Genomic DNA, 17,481 nt, shown 5'->3' with positions numbered 1-17,481 from the left:
TCCGAAGAACAAGCCCGTGAAGAGGAGGAGTTCAGTCGCAAATAGGCACGCGCCTCCAGGACAGCGGAATCCAGGCGCCGCGGCGAGGAAGGACGGACGGCGCCGCTGCAGCTCGAGCATTCCGATGTGGTTTCACGCTCCTCGCAAGGGCGCCACCACTTGGAAGTGCAGAGAAAAGAAAAGCGATTTCAGCAATACAGGATGATGGCCGGATCTCCGGAAACGCTCGGTCGGCCCGCTGAGCGGCGGCATCGCGGCCGTCGCAAGACGACCGCAGGCGTTTCAGCAACGGACGCGGCCTGCGATTTCGCGGGCCACGTCCTTGCGTTGGTGGCTCCGGCATCACTCCCCGCCCATATCCTTCTTGAACTGGGCGAGATCGACCTGCATGCCGTTGAAGATGGTGCTCCAGTGGCGGGTCAAGGCGGCCATGGCGACGGCCTCCTGGATCTCTTCGTCGGTGGCGCCGGCGCGTTTGGCATTCTCGGTGTCCGACCAGACGCAATAGCTGCAGGGGATTTGTGCCGCGACCGCCAGCGAGATCAGCGACTTCACCTTCGGCGGCAGTGCCGTCTTGTCGCTGAGCTCGATGGCCTTGACCTCCGCCCATGCGCCGGGCAGACCGGCCTTCGGGAACTGCTTCACGAACCCGGGTACGCCGCCCATCGTCGACTGGATGTCCTTGATGGTGGCATCGTAGTCGTCGGCGCTCGCCGGCGCCGAGGTCAGCATGGCCGCGAGTGTGCCGGCGGCGGCGATGAGGCAAGCGGAACGAAGGCAGGAATGCACATTTGAGACGATGCGAAGGACGGACATGGTTTTCTCCTCTGGTCTTTGTTAGCCTTACGGTGTAAGGTATTTGGAACGTGAACCTTACAGTGTAAGTTGTCAAGCGACGCCATGGACTCATCGATCAAAAAAAAGCGAACCCGCGGCCGGCTGTCCCGCGAGATGATCGAGGACGCCGCATTCGACGTGATCGAGAGGGAAGGGCTCTCCGGCTTTTCGATGCGCAAGCTCGCCGCTGCGCTCGGCTGCGAGGCGATGAGCATCTACCATCACTTCCCCTCGCAGGCGCATCTCTACGAGGCGCTGGTCGACCGGCAGATGAGCCGGCTTGTGATCCCCGATGACGGCCTGCCCTGGCGCGAGCGGGCCCGTATCGGCATGCAGGAATTCCGCCGCGTCGCGACCGAGCATCCGGCCTTCGCGCCGTTCATCGTCGTCTACCGCATGAACTCGCCGCCCTGTCTTGCCAAGCTCAACGCCATCATTGGCCTGTTCGAGGACGGCGGCTTCGGGGTCGAGCTCAGCGCCCGCCTGTTCCGCGCCGCCGGCTACTATCTGATGGGCGCCATCCTCGACGAGACCGCCGGCTACGCCAAGGGGCCATCGGCGGTCACCACGGTCAGCGACGAAGAATTGGCGCGCGATTACCCAAGTGTCGTGGCGGCTGGCGCCTATTTCGGCACGAGCGGTTTCGACAAGACTTTCGAGCTTGGCCTGGAGATGTTTCTGGACGAGATGGAGCGGATTCGCGACGCTGCCCGGGGCGAGGCCGCCAAAAGTGGCGATCGCGCCCGGAAAAAATCGTAACCAGGGTTCTCAATGCGCTTCCTATCGGTTCTCGTCCTCATCGCCGGCGCCGCAATCGGCGTCTTCTATCCCTGGGCGATGAGCAATTTCTCCGGCCATGCGATCGGCACTTACAGGGTCTACGAGGGCGGCCGCTTCCGGTCGGCGACCGTACGGCTGGCGGCAAGCGATGCGCCCGTGCGGGTGCTGGTCGACCTTACCGCGCGGGCCGAGCGCGTCGCCTCGCAGCAGCGCACCGTGCTGACGCTGACCGCGGCAAGCGGCGGCCGCACGGCGCTTGCCTCGACATTGTCCTTCAACCGCACCGACAATCCGCGCCAGGTGAGCCCGCAACTGCCCGACAAGATCTTTCGCGACGAGGCCGGCGTAATCGAGACGGTCGCACCGGGCGCCTATGTCTTCACCGTCGGTCCAGGCGATGCCGACGGCATCGACATGCGTGCCGTCGATCTGATCCTGCGCGCAGGCACCGGCTCGATCGACGAGAGGGCGTGGCCGGTCGGCTACGCGCTGATGGGCATCGGCCTGGCCGGGCTGGTGCTGTCGCTGGTCTTTGGGCGTCGCAACAAACCGCCGCAGAACCCGAACTCGCAGCCGCCACCACCGCGCTGGGGCCGCGGCGGTTCGCCGAGATGAGGACGGCATGAACTACCGCCACGCCTATCACGCCGGCAATTTCGCCGATGTCGTCAAGCACGCCGTGCTCAGCCGCCTGGTCGAGTATCTGAAGCAGAAGGACAAGGCCTTCCGTGTCATCGACACCCATGCCGGCATCGGCCGCTACGACCTCGCTTCTGTCGAGGCCGGCAAGACCGGCGAATGGCAGGGCGGCGTCGGCCGGCTGTTCGAGGCCACGCTCGAGCCTCGGGCGGCAGCGCTCCTTCAGCCCTATCTGGAAGCGGTGCGCGCGGAAAATCCCGGCGGCGGCCTTGGCCGCTATCCCGGCTCGCCGCTGATCGTGCGCCACCTCCTGCGCAGCCAGGACCGGCTGACCGCGATCGAGCTCCACCCTCAGGATGCGGCGCGATTGAAATCCGTCTTTGCCGGTGACTTCCAGACGAGGGTGATCGTGCTCGACGGCTGGCTGGCGCTCGGCGCGCATCTGCCGCCGAAGGAGAAGCGCGGCCTGGTCCTCGTCGATCCGCCCTTCGAGGAAGAGGGCGAGTTCCAGCGCCTCGTCGAGAACCTGCGCCGCGCGCACCGGCGCTGGCCGGGGGGCATCTACGCGCTCTGGTACCCGATCAAGGACCGCAAGGCGGTCGCCGCCTTCCGCGCGGCGCTGCAGGAGACCGGCATTCCGAAACTGCTCGACATCGGCTTCGAGATCCGGCCGGCCTCGAACGAACCCAGCCTCGACGGCAGCGGCCTGGTGGTCGTCAATCCGCCCTTCACGCTGGAGGGCGAATTGCGGGTGCTGCTGCCGGCCCTGCACAAGGTGCTGGCCGTCGAGCAGCCGTCGCGTTGGACGATCGAGTGGCTGGCCGGCGAGTAAGCTCGCGCGAAGATTGAGCTATGTCAGTGCCGATGGCGTGATCCCCGTCAGTCGCCGGCTTTCGCGGATCAGATGCGCCTGGTCGGCATAGCCGGCCTCGATGGCGAGCACGGCGGTCGAGGCATCGCCGGCTTTCCCGCGCAGGCATCGGAAGCGGTGGAAGCGCAAAATGCGGTCGAGCGTTTTCGGGCCATAGCCGAAGGCGCTCTCGAAGCGACGCCTCAGCGTCCGCTCGCTCATATGCAGGTGGCGCTGCAGGAAAGGAACCAAGGGCGTCTCCGGCGGCAGTCCTTCCTCGACAGCGTCAAAGGCTCTGCCCATCAGCGGATCGAGCGCATCGCGCCCTTGCGTGTGCATGCCGACCGTCTCTTCCAGTTGCCGCACCATGGCGTCGAGGTCCGGCGCGGCCTTGATGCGGTCGGACAGCGCCCGGGCGCGCGTGCCCCAGAGCTGGCCAAGGTCGAGGCGTTCGCCGACGATCTCGCTGGCCGGCACGCCGAGCCAACCGGCGGCGGCTCCCGGCCGGAAGCGGAAGCCGACGATCACCGCGCCGGAGGTTGGCCTTTCGATCTGCGGCTCCTTGTCCGGACCGGCGATGCGGAACCGGCCGTCGATCCATTGCAGGTCGATGGTTGCGTCGGGCGTGATCACGATCGGCGGGACAGCCTGATGATCCATGCGATGCACCCAGAGCGCGGAAAAGGCGCCAGCCAGGCCTCGGGCTACGGGCCGCTCCCGAAAGAAGCCGGTGGTCTGCGCCAGAACCGGTTCCATTTCTTCTCCGATCTGCTCCGCCCGGATCGGTGCGACGGTCATTTTGGCCGAAATCTTCAATGCCGGCCGCGTCATCCGTGGCAAAACGGATGCAGCTTTACAGCGCTTCATGCGCTTCTGTCAGACCGCGTCCGTTTCCGAATGTGGTCCCGAATATAGAAAGGAGTGAGAGAAATGAAAGCTCGCATCACCGTCGTCACGCTTGGCGTCGACGACCTGGAAGCGTCGCTTAGATTCTACCGCGACGGCCTGGGCCTGCCGACCGAAGGCATCATCGGCCGCGAGTTCGAACACGGGGCCGTCGCCTTCTTCGAGCTCGCCGGCGGCTTGAAGTTCGCCATCTTCGAGCGTTCGAGCATCGCCCACGACGCCACCGTGCCACAGAGCGGCCGCAGCCCGACCGAGCTAACCATCGGCCACAATGTGGCCAGCGAAGCCGAAGTCGACGCCGTGATGGCAGAGGCCATCAAGGCCGGCGCGCACGTGGTCAAGCCGGCTCAAAAGACCTTCTGGGGCGGCTATGCCGGCTATTTCCAGGACCCAGACGATCATCTCTGGGAGGTCGTCTACAACCCCGCTTTCATCCCTGAGGACTAGGCACTACAGGCCCATATTCCGTCGAAAGGAGGTCGTCATGTTTGTTCAGAACGCTCAGGCGCTTGGCGCGCTTCTAATCGGCGGCGTGTTCATCCTCGCCGGCATCGAGCACTTCGTGAAATTCAAGGCGATGCGCGGCTATCTGGCCGCGCAGCGCTTTCCGGCGCCTTCCTTCATGCTCGCCGCCGGCTCGGCGCTCGAGATCGTCGCCGGCCTGATGCTTGTGCTGGGCCTCGCCATGCCCTTCGCCGCCGGCGCGCTCGTCGTGTTCACGCTGACCGCGAATTTCATGCTGCTCCGCTTCTGGGCATCCGAGGAGCCGGAACGGCAGGTGCTGCGCAATGCCTTTCTGATCAACGTCGCGGTCATTGGCGGGCTGCTGCTTGCGGCAACGACCTAGCCAGTGACATCTGGAACGATGTTTTCTGGAAACCATTGTTTTCGCAACCGCTTGACCGCCGCCAAGCGAATCCGCACAGTGCGCGCAACCGATCTTGAGAGGCTGTCATGACTCGCTTCGCTCATTCCGCTCTTGCCGCGCTGATTTCGCTTCTGACGCCGCTTGGCACGTCGCTTGGCTTCACCCAGGCCGCGCATGCAGCCGACCTTGCCGTCTACACCGAGGATGACGGTGGCGTCTGCGGTCAGCCCTGGGTGCTGAGCAAGATCACCAGCCGCTTCTCATATCAGGTGCGTCACGTGCCGCATCTGCCGGATGTTGCGATCACCGACTTCCATCGCGTTCACCAGCATCGCTATTTGCCGGCCAGCGACGAATGGCCGATCGGCCGGCGCTATTGCGGCGCCACCGTCAGCCTGTCGGATGGCCGCGACCGCACCATCTGGTACCTGATCGAGGAAGGGCAGGGCTTTGCCTCGATCGGCGACAATGTCGAGTTCTGCGTCTCGGGCTTCGACCGCTGGATGGTCTATAACGGTCGCTGCCGCGTGCTGCGGTAAAGGTCAGCCTGCTTCTGATTTAAGAAACTGCGGCGCCCATGGCGGCCGCCGCAGCCATGTGTTGCCAATCAATCGCCGCAACGACGCGATGAACCTTGGATGGAAGCTTGCCGCCACCATCCGTGGCGTCACGTAGGTTCGGTGGTCAGGGAGGCGCGGAATCCGCCTGACTCCTGGATGCCGGACACGCAAGTTCATTCGGAGTGACGCCGACATCGGCCCTATCGCGAATATTGCGGGCTGCCGCCTATCGCCGGAAGGCAAATCGGCTAATCTGACCGCCCGAGAGCACAAATCACTTTCGGGAGTTTTTATGGATCTTGCCACCATATTTGCCTTCGCGGCCGCCTTCTTCGTCTTCGCCGCCAGCCCAGGGCCCGACAATATGACGATCGTCGCCCGCACGATCTCCAACGGCCCGGCATCGGGCATCGCCTACGGCATCGGCACGGTGGTCGGCATCCTGATCTTCCTGAGCCTCGCGGCTTTTGGCCTGTCGATTGTCGCCACCAAGATGGCGATCCTCATGACGGTGCTTCGCTACGGCGGCGCGGCCTACCTGATCTGGATGGGCATCAGGCTATGGAGCGCTGCGCCGGTCGTGCCGGAACTGCAGCCCGTCTCCGAGCGGCGCGGATTGCTTGCTATTTTCGCCACCGGGGTCGCGCTCAATCTAGGCAATCCGAAGATGCCGCTGTTCTACCTGGCGCTGCTGCCCAATGTGGTCGGCACCTCGCTCGACGCCGGTCGTGTCTGCGTGCTGATGGTGGTGATCGTAGCTGTCGAGATCGTGGTGATCGGTGGACATGTCGTGCTCGCCGGCCGCGCCCGCAAACTGCTGCGCACACCGAAGATCGTGCGCCGGGTGAACCGTGCGGCGGGCGGCGTGATGGTCGGCGCCGGCGTCGCGGTCGCCGTAACGCGCTGACGCCGGGCGACTTGCCAATTTGACAAAAAGCAGAGCTACCGCTAGAAAAGAGACAGACCTGTCTCATCACCTTGGCGACATGACCCCTTCATCGCCTTCCGCCAAACGCCAGCATGTTATCGACACGGCGTACGCGCTGTTCAAGCGCGACGGCTTCCATGCCACCGGCATCGACCGCATCATTGCCGAAGCCGACATCGCCAAGATGACGATGTACCGCCACTTCCCGGCGAAGGACGAGCTGATCGTCGCGGTGCTGGAGCATCGCGCGGCGCGTTTCGAACGCCAGCTCGACCGGCTGGCGGCGACGGCGGGCACGGCGGCGGCGAAGATAGCGACGATCCTTGACTGGCACGAGCGCTGGTTTCGCGATCCGGATTTCCACGGCTGCCTGTTCGCGCATGCTCTCGCCGAGTTCGGCGATCCCGATCATCCGGTGTTCAAGGCCGCCAGCCACCAGAAGAACGGCTTGCGGACGCGCATGCGTTCCATACTCGAGAAGGAGATGCCGACCGAGCCGGCCGAGGGCGCCGCGGCGGCGCTGTTGATGCTGATCGAGGGCGCGACACTGATGGCTCAGATGGGAGTGCCAGCTGCCGCCATCGACGGCGCCCGCAAGGCGGCTTCCGCCATCATCGCCAGCGCGCGGGCGCCGCGATGAACGCGACGGTCGTCGGGCTGGCGCTGTTCGCGGCAATTCTGCATGCCAGCTGGAACGCCTTCCTGCGGACCGGGGCCGACAGGCTGTGGACGGTCACCGTCATGAGCTTTTCGAGCACGGCTGCCGCCATTGTCCTGGCGCTCTTCCATCCGCTGCCGGCCGCGCCTGCCTGGCCCTATGTCGTGCTCTCGGCCGTCCTTCAGACCGGCTACAGCGTATTCCTGGTCGCCGCCTACCGCTATGGCGAACTGGGGCAGGTCTATCCGATCGTGCGCGGCAGCGTGCCGCTGCTGGTCGCGCTCGGCGGCTTCGCGTTGGCCGGCCAGCGCCTCACCGCGCCGGAGCTCGTCGGCATCGCGCTGGTCGCCTGCGGCATCATGGGGCTGTCGCTCGGGCGAGGCAGGGCCTCGGTGACATCCATCCTCCACGCGCTCGCCACCGGCGCGATCATCGCAGCTTACGCGACCGTCGATGCGATCGGTGTGCGGGCCGCCGGTGACAGCGGCGCCTACACCGCCTGGGTACTTTTGATCTACGGCGCCCTGCTGTTCGCGACCTTCGTCGGCTTACGCGGCCGGCTCGCCGTCGACCCGCACGCGCCCGAGACCTGGAAGGCCCTGGGCGGTGGCCTGTTCGCGCTTCTGGCCTATGGCGCGGTGGTGGCCGCCTTCGCGCTGGGACCGGCCGGGCCGATCACCGCCATCCGCGAAACCAGCGTCGTCTTCGCGGTCTTCATCGGCCGGCTCTTCCTCGGCGAGGCGTTGACCCCCCGACGTGTCGGCGCTTGCGCCGTCGTCGCGCTCGGCGCGATCTGTCTCGGCTATCGGCCGTGACGGCGTCGGCCGCTGGCTCTCGCCATCGTCACGCTCGCGCGCCCTGGCCGGACAGATAGGCGCAGATCAACTCGCTGAGCTGCTTCTGCAGTTCCGGCGCATCGAGCATGTTACGGCGCGCCGCGTTGTGGATGACGCCCTCGACGGCGGAGGAGAGCACCCGCGCCATCGTCTCGGTATCCTTCTTGCGCCGGCGGTATTGCGCGACCGCCGATGCATAGTGCTCGAGATAGCGGGCCTGGAACGAGGCATGCGCGGCGCGCGAGCCGCGGTCGCCCGGCGCCTCGTCGAGCAGCACCTGATGCAGCGTCGGATGGATGCTGTGCGCCGCGATCATGCCGCGCACCAGCTCGCGCGCGAACTGCCTCAGCGGCTTCTCCTCGGCCGCGGCTTCGCGGATGACCGACAGCACGTGATCGAAGTGGCGGCGCCGGATGGCGTCGACCAGCGCGAGCTTGTCGGGGAAATACTGATAGAGCGAGCCGATGCTCACGCCGGCCGCTTCGGCCACCTTGTTGGTGCTGAAGCCCGCCCAGCCGATCTCGCTCAGAACGCGAGCACCTGCTTCAATTATCGCCTCGACGGTGGCGACCGAGCGCGCCTGGCGCGGTTCCTTGCGCATGCGCGGAGCGGATTTCGCAATGCGAGTAGACATCCTGGCCGGCTCTCCCGAGAATATAAACAGCTTACTCACATTTGACTCCAACGCAAATGGGGCGCGGGCGGATGAGTGCCAGGACGTTGCTGAAGAGCCTGCTTGTCTACCAGGCCTGGGCCAATGACGAGCTCTTGGAGAAGCTCGCCGGTCTCGATCCGCACGACAACGAGATGAAACGCCTCGCCGCGCTGAGGCTGATGAACCCTATCCATGTCGTGTCGCGGATCTTTGCGGCGCGTGTCACCGGCGCTGACCACGGCTATGCGAGCGACAACACCGAAGAAACGCTGGAGCCGGCTGAGCTGCGCGCCGCCATGGCGGAAAGCGACCGCTGGTATCTCGACTATATCGAAACCGTTTCTAAGCAACGACTTGCGCAGCCGGTCGCCTTCACCTTCACCGACGGCGACAAGGGCTGCATGACTAGGCAGGAGATGCTGACCCATGTCGTCCTGCATGGCGGCTATCATCGCGGCGAGATCGGCCGCATGCTGGGCGCAGATCGAGGTCTCGCCGCCTTGGGATACCTATGCCGTCCATCTGCACCGGGCCGAGCCGTCGCGTCGCCTGCACGGCAAGCCAGAGCCGCTCGACGCATGATCCGACAGTTGCTGGAATGCGAGCAATAAGCTCACTTCCCAGCCGGCAAGCTTTGCCGCTACTCCGGTACGGTTTTGCTTCGACTTGACCTGTAGATCTTTCCGCTGGACAAGATGAAACCGCCGCCGAGCCGCTTCGTCTTCATTATGAGCAATGCGCTCACATTCTGCTCTCTGGGCAGCGTCGACACGTCCGGATGATCGGGCGATAGAGAGCGTCGGGAATTCTCGGAGACGCAGTTTCACTTCGACAGACAAAGATTCGTTGTCGTTTTTTGCGTCGTTACCCTTGTCAGGGCGTCTTGTGTAACCAAAATTCAATAACTAAAAATCATTGTGTTGCTTCGCTGGCTAGACAGTCGCGAGTCAGATATGCATGAGCACGCCGGGTCACTCACGACCATCGGCAAAACGCAAGGGGCATCGCATGGCAAAGACGACAACCAAGGCGCCGGCGGCGAAAGCGCCGGCAAAGAAAGCGGCACCGAAAGCTGCCGCGAAACCCGCAGCAGTGAAGAAGGCAGCGCCGAAGGCAGCCGCCAAGGCTCCGGCCAAGGCCGCGGCGAAACCCGCCGCGAAGGCTGCGGCTAAGCCGGCCGCGAAGGCAGCGGCAAAGCCTGCCGCCAAGGCCGCGGCGAAGCCCGCCGCCAAGGCAGCAGCCAAGGCTCCGGCCAAGAAGCCGGCCGCCAAGCCTGCCGCAAAGGCAGCGGCAAAGCCCGCCGCCAAGGCGCCGATGAAAGCAGCAGCCGCCAAATCGACGGCAGCGGTGAAGAAGGCGGCGCCGGCAAAGAAGGCGCCTGCCAAGAAGTGATCGCGTAGCTTCGCTTGCGGGCCGCGATGGGTGAGGGCGGGTGCCGTCGAGGCGCCCCTCCCGCCGGCTCGGCGTGATAGCGAGCGGAGTCGGAACGCACGCTCCTCCTAAAGCTCTCGGAAATTTTGCCATCGGCAAAACTTCCGGGAGCTTTTTGTTGCGGTGACCAGTGCACATTGGCAGGATCGATCCGGCCGTCGGGCGAGGGGAACTGCGTCATGCCAGATTCGCAGCGGCTAGGATGCGAGACGAATGCTTCATGGCTTTGGCACTTATAGTTCGTCCGGCGAGCTAGGACGACGCGGAACCGGTGAGCCGCCTGATCGTGGCCGCTCTGCGTGAAACCAACGCCAGGGACTACTCGCCGGAAATCATCGCCCGCGTCGAGCGGAGCTTCAGCCCTTCGGCAATGCTGCAGCTCTTCAAGCAGCGTCAGGTATTGGTCGCCATCGTCGGCAACAGAATCGTGGGAACTGCGAGTCTGGATAGAGCGATGGTTCGATCCGTGTTTGTCGATCCTGGATTTCAACGGCGTGGCGTCGGCAGGCGGCTGATGCTGGAGATCGAGCAAACCGCGCGGGCAAATGGTGTGACGGTGCTGACAGTGCCTTCCTCGGTCACCGCGGAGCCATTCTATTCTAGGCTTGGCTTCCGACCGGTCCGGGACAGTTTCCACGGCGACGAACGAACCATCATCATGGAACGGTAGCAACGACAGGCATCCCGTCAACCAAAGCTTCTGTCAGGCTGGCGGCAGGTTTTGGCGACGCTGGCCGTTGCCCTCGGAAGCCCATACGGTCAACAGTGCGCGCAAACAACCAGGAACCTGATCATGCCGAAGCTGCTCTACGCCTCCGCCTCACCCTACAGCTCGAAGGTCCGCATGGCGGCCGCCTATGCCGGCATCGCCATCGACCTCGTCCCGGTCAAGACGGAGGACAAGCCGGCGGAGCTGATCTCGGCCAATCCGCTGGGCAAGATTCCGGTGCTGGTGCTGGAGGACGGCCGCACTATCCATGACAGCAGGGCGATCACCCAGCATCTCAACCGGCTGTCGAAGAACGCGCTGTTCCCGCGCAATCCCGACAAGCGGCTCGAGGCCGAAGTGCTGGAGGCGCTGGCCGACGGCATATGCGACTGCGCGCTGTCGATGGTCTATGAGCGGCGCACGCGTCCCGACACCATGGTCTATCAGCCCTGGCTCGACCGCCAGTGGGCGAAGATCACGACCGCGCTCGACCTTATCAACGCCAACCCGCCGAAGCTGCCGAAGAAGATCACCGCCGGCCAGATGGCGCTGCGCGCTGCCCTCGGCTATCTCGCGCTGCGCTTCGCCGGCCAATGGGAAAAGGGCCGCGGCCGGCTGGTCCGCTGGGCCGCGCGCTTCGACGAGAAGTTTCCGGAGCTGAAAGGCTGCGTGCCGGGGTGACGCACCCTTTTCCATAAGACGCATCTCTTTGCCCGCTAGACTAGAAGGGAAGGCCATCCACCGCTGTCCCATTCCGGGACGGTCCCGCTGGCACCCGTCTTGCACCGTGAGATATGCCGGTTGATCCCGGTCCCGATCGCGTTCCAGATCGGGTTGTAGGCTCGCCGGGCTTGAGGTTGTTGGGGACTCGCCCGGCGGGTTTACGGTCCAGTCGCGCCAGTCTCCGGTGGCGCGAGGTGATCCGGGCCGCAGTCAATGAACTGGCTTTGCCGAAAAGTAACTGGTCGGAGTGGCGTGATTCGAACACGCGACCCCCTGATCCCAAATCAGGTGCGCTACCAGGCTGCGCTACACTCCGACGCTCGCGGCGTATAGGGTTCCGTGGGCCGGAAGGCAACCCAAAAACGGAAGCTTCGCATACGGAAATAGCGGCTCAGCGCTTCCGCCCGGCAATCCTGCGGGCGATCGCGGCGCCTTGGATGCGGGCGTTGGCAAAGCAGCCGCGGATGCTCGGCCGCATGCCGGTGAACCATAGGCCCGGCAGCTTCGGGTCGCTGGTCCCGCCGTTGAACAGCGGCACGCCCTTGGCATCGAGCACGCCGAGCCTGCCCACCATCGCTTCCAGCCCGGTGCGGTAGCCGGTGGCGGCAATGACGATGTCGGGCGAGATCGCCTGGCCGTTCTCGAGAACCACGCTGTCGTGCCTGAATTCCTTGACCTGCGGCACGAGGATGATGCGGCCGGCCTTGATCGCTTCGACCGCGCCGTCGTCGGCGGCGATCGCGGTATAGTCCGAGCCGAGGCGGCTGGCGCCGCCCGACGGGGCAGGGGGCAGGCCATATTTCCTGAGGTCGCCGAAGGCCAGCCGCTGCGTCGCCGCCATCACCGCGTCCGCCAGCCTGGCCGGCAGGCGCGCCATGACCGGCGAGAAGCGATGCACGGCGACCTTGCCGATGCGCTTGGGTAAGAGCGAAGGCCCGTTGCGCGCCGCAAGCCACATCTGTCCCGTCTCGACGCCGGAAAGATGGTTGAGCGCGTCGAAGCCGGAATTGCCGGCGCCGACCACCAGCACTTTCTTTCCGGCATAGTCGCTCGCCCGGCCGAAATCGGCCGAATGGATGACCTTGCCCGAGAAATCCTTCATGCCTTTCCAGGCTGGGATGAAGGGTTGCCGGTCGCGCCCGGTGGCCACCACCACATGCCGCGCCGCCCGGGAGCCTGAGCTGGTGTTGACCAGCCAGTGGTCACCACGGAATTCGATTTCCCGAACGACGACGCCGAAGGCGATCGGCAGCCGGTGCGTCTGGGCGAAGTCGTTGAAGAGACGGATCACCGCGCTGCGATGCGGGAAGGCGGGGGTGCCTTTCGGAAAGGAAACGCCGGGCAGCGTCGAGAGGTCGCGATGCGTGTTGAGATGCAGGTTGTCGTGGCGGCGGTGCCAGGGCTCGGCCAGCCGTCCCTCACGCTCGAGGATCTCGGTGGCGATGCCTGCCTCGATCAGCGCGTACGCCACCGCCAATCCGGCCGCGCCTGCGCCGATCACGATTGCGCCGTCGAGGATTGCCGGCTCGCCGGTCCGGTCCGACGAGATTTCCGCTTCCATGCCCATTCTTGTCTTTGTCGTCGTCATGGCCCCAAGTGGCACGACCGTGTATCCGACATATGCCGCCGACGAGGCAATGGGAATAGCCCTTGTTGCGGAGAGTCCCGGCATTGTGTCGCGGATAAGAGGCTAACCGTTGGCGGGATCAGCGTGGCGGTGCACCAGCTTGAAGGCGCCGTCCTCCAGCCGGAACACCTCCGTGACCCGCAGGGTCATCTCGGCAGGCTGGCCGTTCTTGCCCATGCGCGCCTTGGCATGCTGCAGCCCGGTCCAGAACGCCAGCTCGCCGCTCGCGGAGGCCTGCAGCACCTCGAGATCGGTGCTGCCGCCCTGGTGGAAGCTGGCGGCGTCGCGCTCGTAGCGTCCGGCGACGGCTTTGGCGCCTTCGAGATGGTCGCCGCGCGGCGAAAAGAAGGTGGCGGGCTCGCTATGCGTCACGATCGCCTTCAGCGATGTGGCGTTGCCGTTGACATAGTCCTCGGCGATTTTCTCGCGCTGCTTCATGAAGGCGTCGAACGACGAGCCGCCGGGCCGCACGGTTCTGATCCACGTCTCCAGCGCGCCCATGAAAGTCTCCAGAAAGGCGGCGGTATCGCCGTCCTTGACCGCGCCGTTGGCGTCGAGGAGCTCGGCGGCGTTGCTGATATAGGCCTCCGGCTGCTGCATCACCGGCATGTCGAGGAAGACGAAGGTCTGCCGTATCGCATGGTTGGCGCCGAAAGCGCCGAGCTTGTTGGGCGTGACGCTGACAACGCCGGCGGGCAGGCCCTTGAAGACGCTTTTGCCCGATGGGCGCGAGCCGACATCGAGCGCGTTCTTCAGGCAGCCTGGGATCGACCGGTTGTATTCCGGCGTGACGAAGAGCACCGCATCGCATTCCCTGACGGCGGCGCGGAAAGTCGACCAGGCGGCAGGCGGTGTGTCGCCGTCGAGATCCTCGTTGTAGAGGGGCAACTCACCGATTTCGATGAAGCGGCAACGCAGCGAATCCGGCGCGCGGGCCGCCAGCGCCTTGGCGATCTTGCGGCTGAAGGATTGGGCGCGCAGGCTGCCGACGAGCACGGCCAGTTGCAGGACGGGATGTTCGGTTGTCATGATCATGGCGGACTGTCCGGGCTTGGGTGACAAGGAATGGCGACGCTTCGTGGTGCTCTGCCGCCCTGCAAGCCGTCATCCGATGGCTGGAGCGGCTGGTCGCCTGACCTTCCGTTAATGTCCGGGGCGACGCGAGGGTTCCCCGTGCCAGTCACGACCGTCCGCCGGACCATGGCCGCTTGACCATGGCCGCTTGCGGGCGGCGCCGTTGCACAGTATTGACGGGTTGGCGCGCGACCTCAGGCTCCAACCGGGCTTTCGGACGGGCGCCGCGAATAGGGTGCCCGGTCTTCGGGCGGCAACGAGGTGGTCATGTCCGCGCGCATTTTCAGCCCAGCCAAAACCGCGATGCAGTCCGGCAAGGCCAAGACCGGCCACTGGGTGCTGGAGTTCGATCCCGCCGAGCGCAAGAAGATCGACCCGCTGATGGGCTACACGACTTCGGGCGACATGCTGAGCCAGGTGCGGCTCACTTTCGACACCAAGGAAGAGGCGGTCGCCTACGCCGAGAAGCAGGGCATTGCCTTCCGCGTCGAGGAGCCGAAGGAGACGAAGCGCCGGCAGATTTCCTATTCGGACAATTTCCGCTATGACCGCAAGACGCCCTGGACGCACTAAGCAATTCCAGGAAAAGTGCGCAGCGGTTTTCCGTCCTGAATTGCGTAAACAAAAATCGGAGCGGACCATCCATTTTGGATAGAATGGCTCCGCATAGTGGCATCAGCCGGCCCCGGCCGGCCAGCGGTCCCGTAGCTCAGCTGGATAGAGCACCGGCCTTCTAAGCCGATGGTCGCAGGTTCGAATCCTGCCGGGATCGCCATTCCATCGATGAGAGACCCTCTCCGCGAGAGATAGGGCAACCGAGGCGAGATTGATGTGGCTGGTACTGAGGGCCAACGATTCAGACCAGAATACGTGGTTGAAAGTGTTCACGCCACCCTTCGATCCCTACGTTGAATTAATGCCGCATGAGTTCGGCGACCAATTGCTTGTCCTCAAGGCGCAAGACCTGGACAATCTCACCACCCTCAAGGATGTGTACAACGTTGGTGACGGCATAGTCCGCACCTTGAACGGGATCGTTGCGGGCATAATGGGAAAGTCATCTGTTGAACCTGACGGTGCCGCCGAGATGCGCCAAGGCAAGCTGATCCGCCATGTGATGCTGAGGGCGGAAACAGCACATTTTTCCTTTGGCGGTCCGTCAGCTGAATTCCATATCGTCATTCGAGACAAGGACGGCAACATTGTTGTGCCGCCGCCTGCGCCGACTGCGGCCCAAAGCCGATATGCCGCCTCACGGAAAGACGATCTGCTGGCGCATGCGCTCAATTATTGCGCCGGAGAGCCAGGCTGGTTCGACCTGTATAAGGCGATGGAGTGCTTAGAGCAGGCAGGGTATGGGAAAAAGGATAAGGAGATGATCCGGTTCAGCCATACCGCGAACTGGTTCCATCGTCACCATGATACGAAGAATCCTCCGCCGGCGAATCCCATGGATCTGCGAGATGCCCGGCGACTGCTGCGCGGACGCATCAATCACGCTCTCGATGACGTGGCTAAAGTGAACGCCACACAACCCGCCTCTCGCGCTTGATTTCGACCAGCCGGTGGAAGCCGATGCTGTGAGCTTGGCCGCCGAGTCCGCTATCTAACTAGCGCCACGACCTTGCTGGCGCTTCGCAATATCTTGCATCACCTTCTGATAGCGCTCGCCAGCCTGAATCTCGGCCTGAAGGGCGGCGTTCTCTGAGGCTAAGCCTTGAATGGTTCCTTGAAAGTCTGCGCGGAATTCGACCACAGCTCGACCGGTGCGCGCCACATCGCTTGCCACGCCAAAAAGCAAATCCATGAGGGTTATGGCGACGCTGCTAGTTAGCCAAAGGTCAGTCCGGACAAAATACTCATCTTCGATATCGAAGAACGGAGCGTTAGCTGCCGAGCGATCGTCAGCCATGCGAAAGGTACTGTCGCCACTAATGATGTTCGCATGGGCGGCATGGCTATTGATATGGCCCTTAGTGCTTGAAACCCACTCAGATTTATCACGATAATTTTTTTCAAGCCACTTGTAGCGCTTGCTGGTCAATTTTTGCGAGGGATCCATGATCCCGAACGCATCCACGTCCACAAAATGCTCCGTGTCTGGGTGGGCGATCGCGAAAGCAGCTGCTGCACCCGCCTCGAGTACCTGGCGCAGATCCATCATAGCCTGCACCCTGTGAAGCCGGAGGGTCGAGAAAAAGCTGAGAGTGTGGTGCTTCTTCATTAGGGAAAACAAACGGCCGAACATTTCGGCCCGATCCCGCTCGATACTCGCTATGCAGAGCGAAAAGTACATCGTTGCAGCACGGGCATGCTTATAATGCTGCCCGTAGCGCTCGGGGCCATCCAACAGCATTGCCCGCTCGCTATCAATGATCTCCTCTAAGGTCGACTGCGGATAGGTTCGCATCGGATTGCCCTGCTGGAACACACAGAGAACAAAAACCTTGTGGGAAAACCCTGCCTTTGCAGGCGGAGTGACTCAAGTGCCTGTAGATTAGGGATTGCTGGCTGGGGCTGCGGCGTCCCTCGACCAGAGAAAGCGCCGCAACCCGGTGCCAGATGGCGCACCCGCGGGCCGGAGGTGGCTGCAACCACTTCCGGTTCGGGTGTCACCACAATGGTTACAACTTGTAAATTTCGCAACGGGCGAAATTTTAGATCACAGCATTTTGGAGCGGAACCGCATGGCTCGTTATGGCGGTTTCGTGATCGGCAGATCAGGTCCAGAAGACGCCGGACGGCCTGTGGATAGTAACCTCCCATTCACCATGACATGGCCTTCGCGTTGAACACGGACGTCAGACTCGCCGAAATGAAAGGGCCTGAACACACAGGCGCCCCCGCAGCCCAGCGGCCGACGTTTTCATGTACCCCGCGGGATGCACCCTGAACGCTCTCGAGTATACGTCGGCCGCGCTGCGGTTTCCGTCAGATTGCCCGGCACAAAATCAAGCCCGCCCCGGCGATGGGAAGCCGGAACGGGCTCGGCTTGGGTCTGGAACCCTGTAGTCAGCAGACTACAGGGAGGAAACAGGTCGGCGGCTGCAATGTTCCGAAGCTTTTCTCGACTGCGCGGCCAGGGGCGGATGGGGACGCCCGGGCGTGTTCGTTCCGGAATTGCCTGGCGCTCAGGCCAGCAGGCCGGCCGCCTTCGCCGCCCTGCGCAGGGTTTTGCGGGCTTCGGCTGGGCTTCTCAAACCGTCGAGGGCGTCGCGGCAGACGCGGCTTGCCGACCGCCAGGTGCGGTCGCGCGCCCGCCTTGGCCAGCGCTGGTCCAGGCATTCGACGGCCTCGAAGCAGCTTGAGACCCTGTGTTGTCCGCTTGGCTCGAAATCGATCACGACCGGCTCGGAAAACCAGACGTCGTTCATCACATCCTCCGTTCGTATGGCCGTCT

General features: G+C 63.9%; 22 protein-coding genes and 2 tRNA genes. 16 read left to right on the top strand and 8 right to left on the bottom strand.

Annotation, left to right across the window (positions count from 1 at the left end; genetic code table 11):
• Window positions 1-342 precede the first annotated feature (342 nt).
• Window positions 343-816 (bottom strand): carboxymuconolactone decarboxylase family protein, encoded by a 474-nt coding sequence (locus EJ070_RS31305; protein WP_126094803.1) that lies wholly within the window; start codon window positions 814-816, stop codon window positions 343-345.
• A gap of 84 nt (window positions 817-900) precedes the next feature.
• Between EJ070_RS31305 and EJ070_RS31300 the strand changes: the two genes are divergently transcribed.
• From EJ070_RS31300 to EJ070_RS31290, 3 genes are read left to right on the top strand one after another with little or no spacing between them, the layout of a single operon-like run.
• Window positions 901-1,596: a TetR/AcrR family transcriptional regulator gene (locus EJ070_RS31300; protein ID WP_126094802.1), complete on the top strand. Its 696-nt coding sequence runs from the start codon at window positions 901-903 to the stop codon at window positions 1,594-1,596.
• A gap of 12 nt (window positions 1,597-1,608) precedes the next feature.
• The gene (locus EJ070_RS31295; protein ID WP_126094801.1) at window positions 1,609-2,232 is read left to right on the top strand and encodes a hypothetical protein; all 624 of its coding nucleotides are present in this window, start codon (window positions 1,609-1,611) and stop codon (window positions 2,230-2,232) included.
• Between the two features lie 7 nt (window positions 2,233-2,239).
• On the top strand, window positions 2,240-3,088 hold the full coding sequence (locus EJ070_RS31290) for a 23S rRNA (adenine(2030)-N(6))-methyltransferase RlmJ (protein ID WP_126094800.1): 849 nt from the start codon (window positions 2,240-2,242) through the stop codon (window positions 3,086-3,088).
• An 18-nt stretch (window positions 3,089-3,106) separates the two neighbouring features.
• Here the strand turns inward: EJ070_RS31290 and EJ070_RS31285 are convergent, their stop codons facing one another.
• Entirely contained in the window at window positions 3,107-3,862 is a 756-nt protein-coding gene (locus tag EJ070_RS31285; protein ID WP_126094799.1) for a helix-turn-helix domain-containing protein, read from the bottom strand.
• 174 nt (window positions 3,863-4,036) lie between these two features.
• Between EJ070_RS31285 and EJ070_RS31280 the strand changes: the two genes are divergently transcribed.
• The 6 genes from EJ070_RS31280 to EJ070_RS31255 all read left to right on the top strand — a co-directional run bounded on the left by EJ070_RS31280 (window position 4,037) and on the right by EJ070_RS31255 (window position 7,841).
• A complete protein-coding gene (locus EJ070_RS31280; RefSeq protein WP_126094798.1) occupies window positions 4,037-4,459 on the top strand; it encodes a VOC family protein in 423 nt (140 codons plus the stop codon).
• 37 nt (window positions 4,460-4,496) lie between these two features.
• Window positions 4,497-4,859: a DoxX family protein gene (locus tag EJ070_RS31275; RefSeq protein ID WP_126094797.1), complete on the top strand. Its 363-nt coding sequence runs from the start codon at window positions 4,497-4,499 to the stop codon at window positions 4,857-4,859.
• Window positions 4,860-4,966: 107 nt separating this feature from the next.
• Window positions 4,967-5,419 carry a hypothetical protein gene (locus tag EJ070_RS31270; protein ID WP_126094796.1) on the top strand — a complete coding sequence of 151 codons (453 nt, stop codon included), beginning with the start codon at window positions 4,967-4,969 and terminating at the stop codon, window positions 5,417-5,419.
• Between the two features lie 313 nt (window positions 5,420-5,732).
• Entirely contained in the window at window positions 5,733-6,347 is a 615-nt protein-coding gene (locus EJ070_RS31265; protein WP_126094795.1) for a LysE family translocator, read from the top strand.
• Window positions 6,348-6,426: 79 nt separating this feature from the next.
• The gene (locus tag EJ070_RS31260; RefSeq protein ID WP_126094794.1) at window positions 6,427-7,008 is read left to right on the top strand and encodes a TetR/AcrR family transcriptional regulator; all 582 of its coding nucleotides are present in this window, start codon (window positions 6,427-6,429) and stop codon (window positions 7,006-7,008) included.
• A complete protein-coding gene (locus EJ070_RS31255) occupies window positions 7,005-7,841 on the top strand; it encodes a DMT family transporter (protein WP_126094793.1) in 837 nt (278 codons plus the stop codon). The genes EJ070_RS31260 and EJ070_RS31255 overlap by 4 nt, the downstream gene beginning before the upstream one ends.
• 28 nt (window positions 7,842-7,869) lie before the next feature.
• Here the strand turns inward: EJ070_RS31255 and EJ070_RS31250 are convergent, their stop codons facing one another.
• Window positions 7,870-8,463 (bottom strand): TetR/AcrR family transcriptional regulator, encoded by a 594-nt coding sequence (locus EJ070_RS31250; protein WP_126095984.1) that lies wholly within the window; start codon window positions 8,461-8,463, stop codon window positions 7,870-7,872.
• Between the two features lie 104 nt (window positions 8,464-8,567).
• Between EJ070_RS31250 and EJ070_RS31245 the strand changes: the two genes are divergently transcribed.
• From EJ070_RS31245 to EJ070_RS31230, 4 genes are all read left to right on the top strand, one after another.
• Window positions 8,568-9,128 carry a DinB family protein gene (locus EJ070_RS31245; protein ID WP_348627529.1) on the top strand — a complete coding sequence of 187 codons (561 nt, stop codon included), beginning with the start codon at window positions 8,568-8,570 and terminating at the stop codon, window positions 9,126-9,128.
• A 397-nt stretch (window positions 9,129-9,525) separates the two neighbouring features.
• A complete protein-coding gene (locus EJ070_RS31240; protein ID WP_126094792.1) occupies window positions 9,526-9,909 on the top strand; it encodes a histone in 384 nt (127 codons plus the stop codon).
• Window positions 9,910-10,219: 310 nt separating this feature from the next.
• Window positions 10,220-10,618, top strand: coding sequence for a GNAT family N-acetyltransferase (locus EJ070_RS31235; protein WP_245464736.1), 399 nt, complete (start codon window positions 10,220-10,222; stop codon window positions 10,616-10,618).
• 123 nt (window positions 10,619-10,741) lie between these two features.
• Window positions 10,742-11,338, top strand: coding sequence for a glutathione S-transferase (locus EJ070_RS31230; protein ID WP_126094791.1), 597 nt, complete (start codon window positions 10,742-10,744; stop codon window positions 11,336-11,338).
• Between the two features lie 281 nt (window positions 11,339-11,619).
• On the opposite strand, the gene EJ070_RS31225 is transcribed toward EJ070_RS31230, so the two are convergent.
• The 3 genes from EJ070_RS31225 to EJ070_RS36515 all read right to left on the bottom strand — a co-directional run bounded on the left by EJ070_RS31225 (window position 11,620) and on the right by EJ070_RS36515 (window position 14,042).
• Window positions 11,620-11,696: transfer RNA gene (locus tag EJ070_RS31225), tRNA-Pro, on the bottom strand.
• 75 nt (window positions 11,697-11,771) lie between these two features.
• Entirely contained in the window at window positions 11,772-12,941 is a 1,170-nt protein-coding gene (locus EJ070_RS31220) for an NAD(P)/FAD-dependent oxidoreductase (protein ID WP_245464735.1), read from the bottom strand.
• 129 nt (window positions 12,942-13,070) lie between these two features.
• Entirely contained in the window at window positions 13,071-14,042 is a 972-nt protein-coding gene (locus tag EJ070_RS36515) for an NAD(P)H-dependent oxidoreductase (RefSeq protein ID WP_127298802.1), read from the bottom strand.
• 306 nt (window positions 14,043-14,348) lie between these two features.
• On the opposite strand from EJ070_RS36515, the gene EJ070_RS31210 reads away from it, so the two are divergent.
• The 3 genes from EJ070_RS31210 to EJ070_RS31200 all read left to right on the top strand — a co-directional run bounded on the left by EJ070_RS31210 (window position 14,349) and on the right by EJ070_RS31200 (window position 15,633).
• On the top strand, window positions 14,349-14,654 hold the full coding sequence (locus EJ070_RS31210; protein WP_126094789.1) for an ETC complex I subunit: 306 nt from the start codon (window positions 14,349-14,351) through the stop codon (window positions 14,652-14,654).
• 125 nt (window positions 14,655-14,779) lie between these two features.
• Window positions 14,780-14,856 (top strand) — tRNA-Arg (locus EJ070_RS31205).
• Window positions 14,857-14,910: 54 nt separating this feature from the next.
• Window positions 14,911-15,633: a hypothetical protein gene (locus EJ070_RS31200; RefSeq protein ID WP_126094788.1), complete on the top strand. Its 723-nt coding sequence runs from the start codon at window positions 14,911-14,913 to the stop codon at window positions 15,631-15,633.
• 54 nt (window positions 15,634-15,687) lie between these two features.
• On the opposite strand, the gene EJ070_RS31195 is transcribed toward EJ070_RS31200, so the two are convergent.
• Entirely contained in the window at window positions 15,688-16,491 is an 804-nt protein-coding gene (locus EJ070_RS31195; protein WP_126094787.1) for a hypothetical protein, read from the bottom strand.
• A gap of 721 nt (window positions 16,492-17,212) precedes the next feature.
• Complete coding sequence (locus tag EJ070_RS31190; protein WP_126094786.1) at window positions 17,213-17,455, bottom strand: DUF982 domain-containing protein; 243 nt, start codon at window positions 17,453-17,455, stop codon at window positions 17,213-17,215.
• Window positions 17,456-17,481 lie beyond the last annotated feature (26 nt).

Source organism: Mesorhizobium sp. M1E.F.Ca.ET.045.02.1.1 (assembly GCF_003952485.1).
In the GTDB taxonomy this organism is placed as follows: Bacteria; Pseudomonadota; Alphaproteobacteria; order Rhizobiales; family Rhizobiaceae; genus Mesorhizobium.
This window is presented reverse-complemented; position numbering and strand designations above follow the sequence as displayed.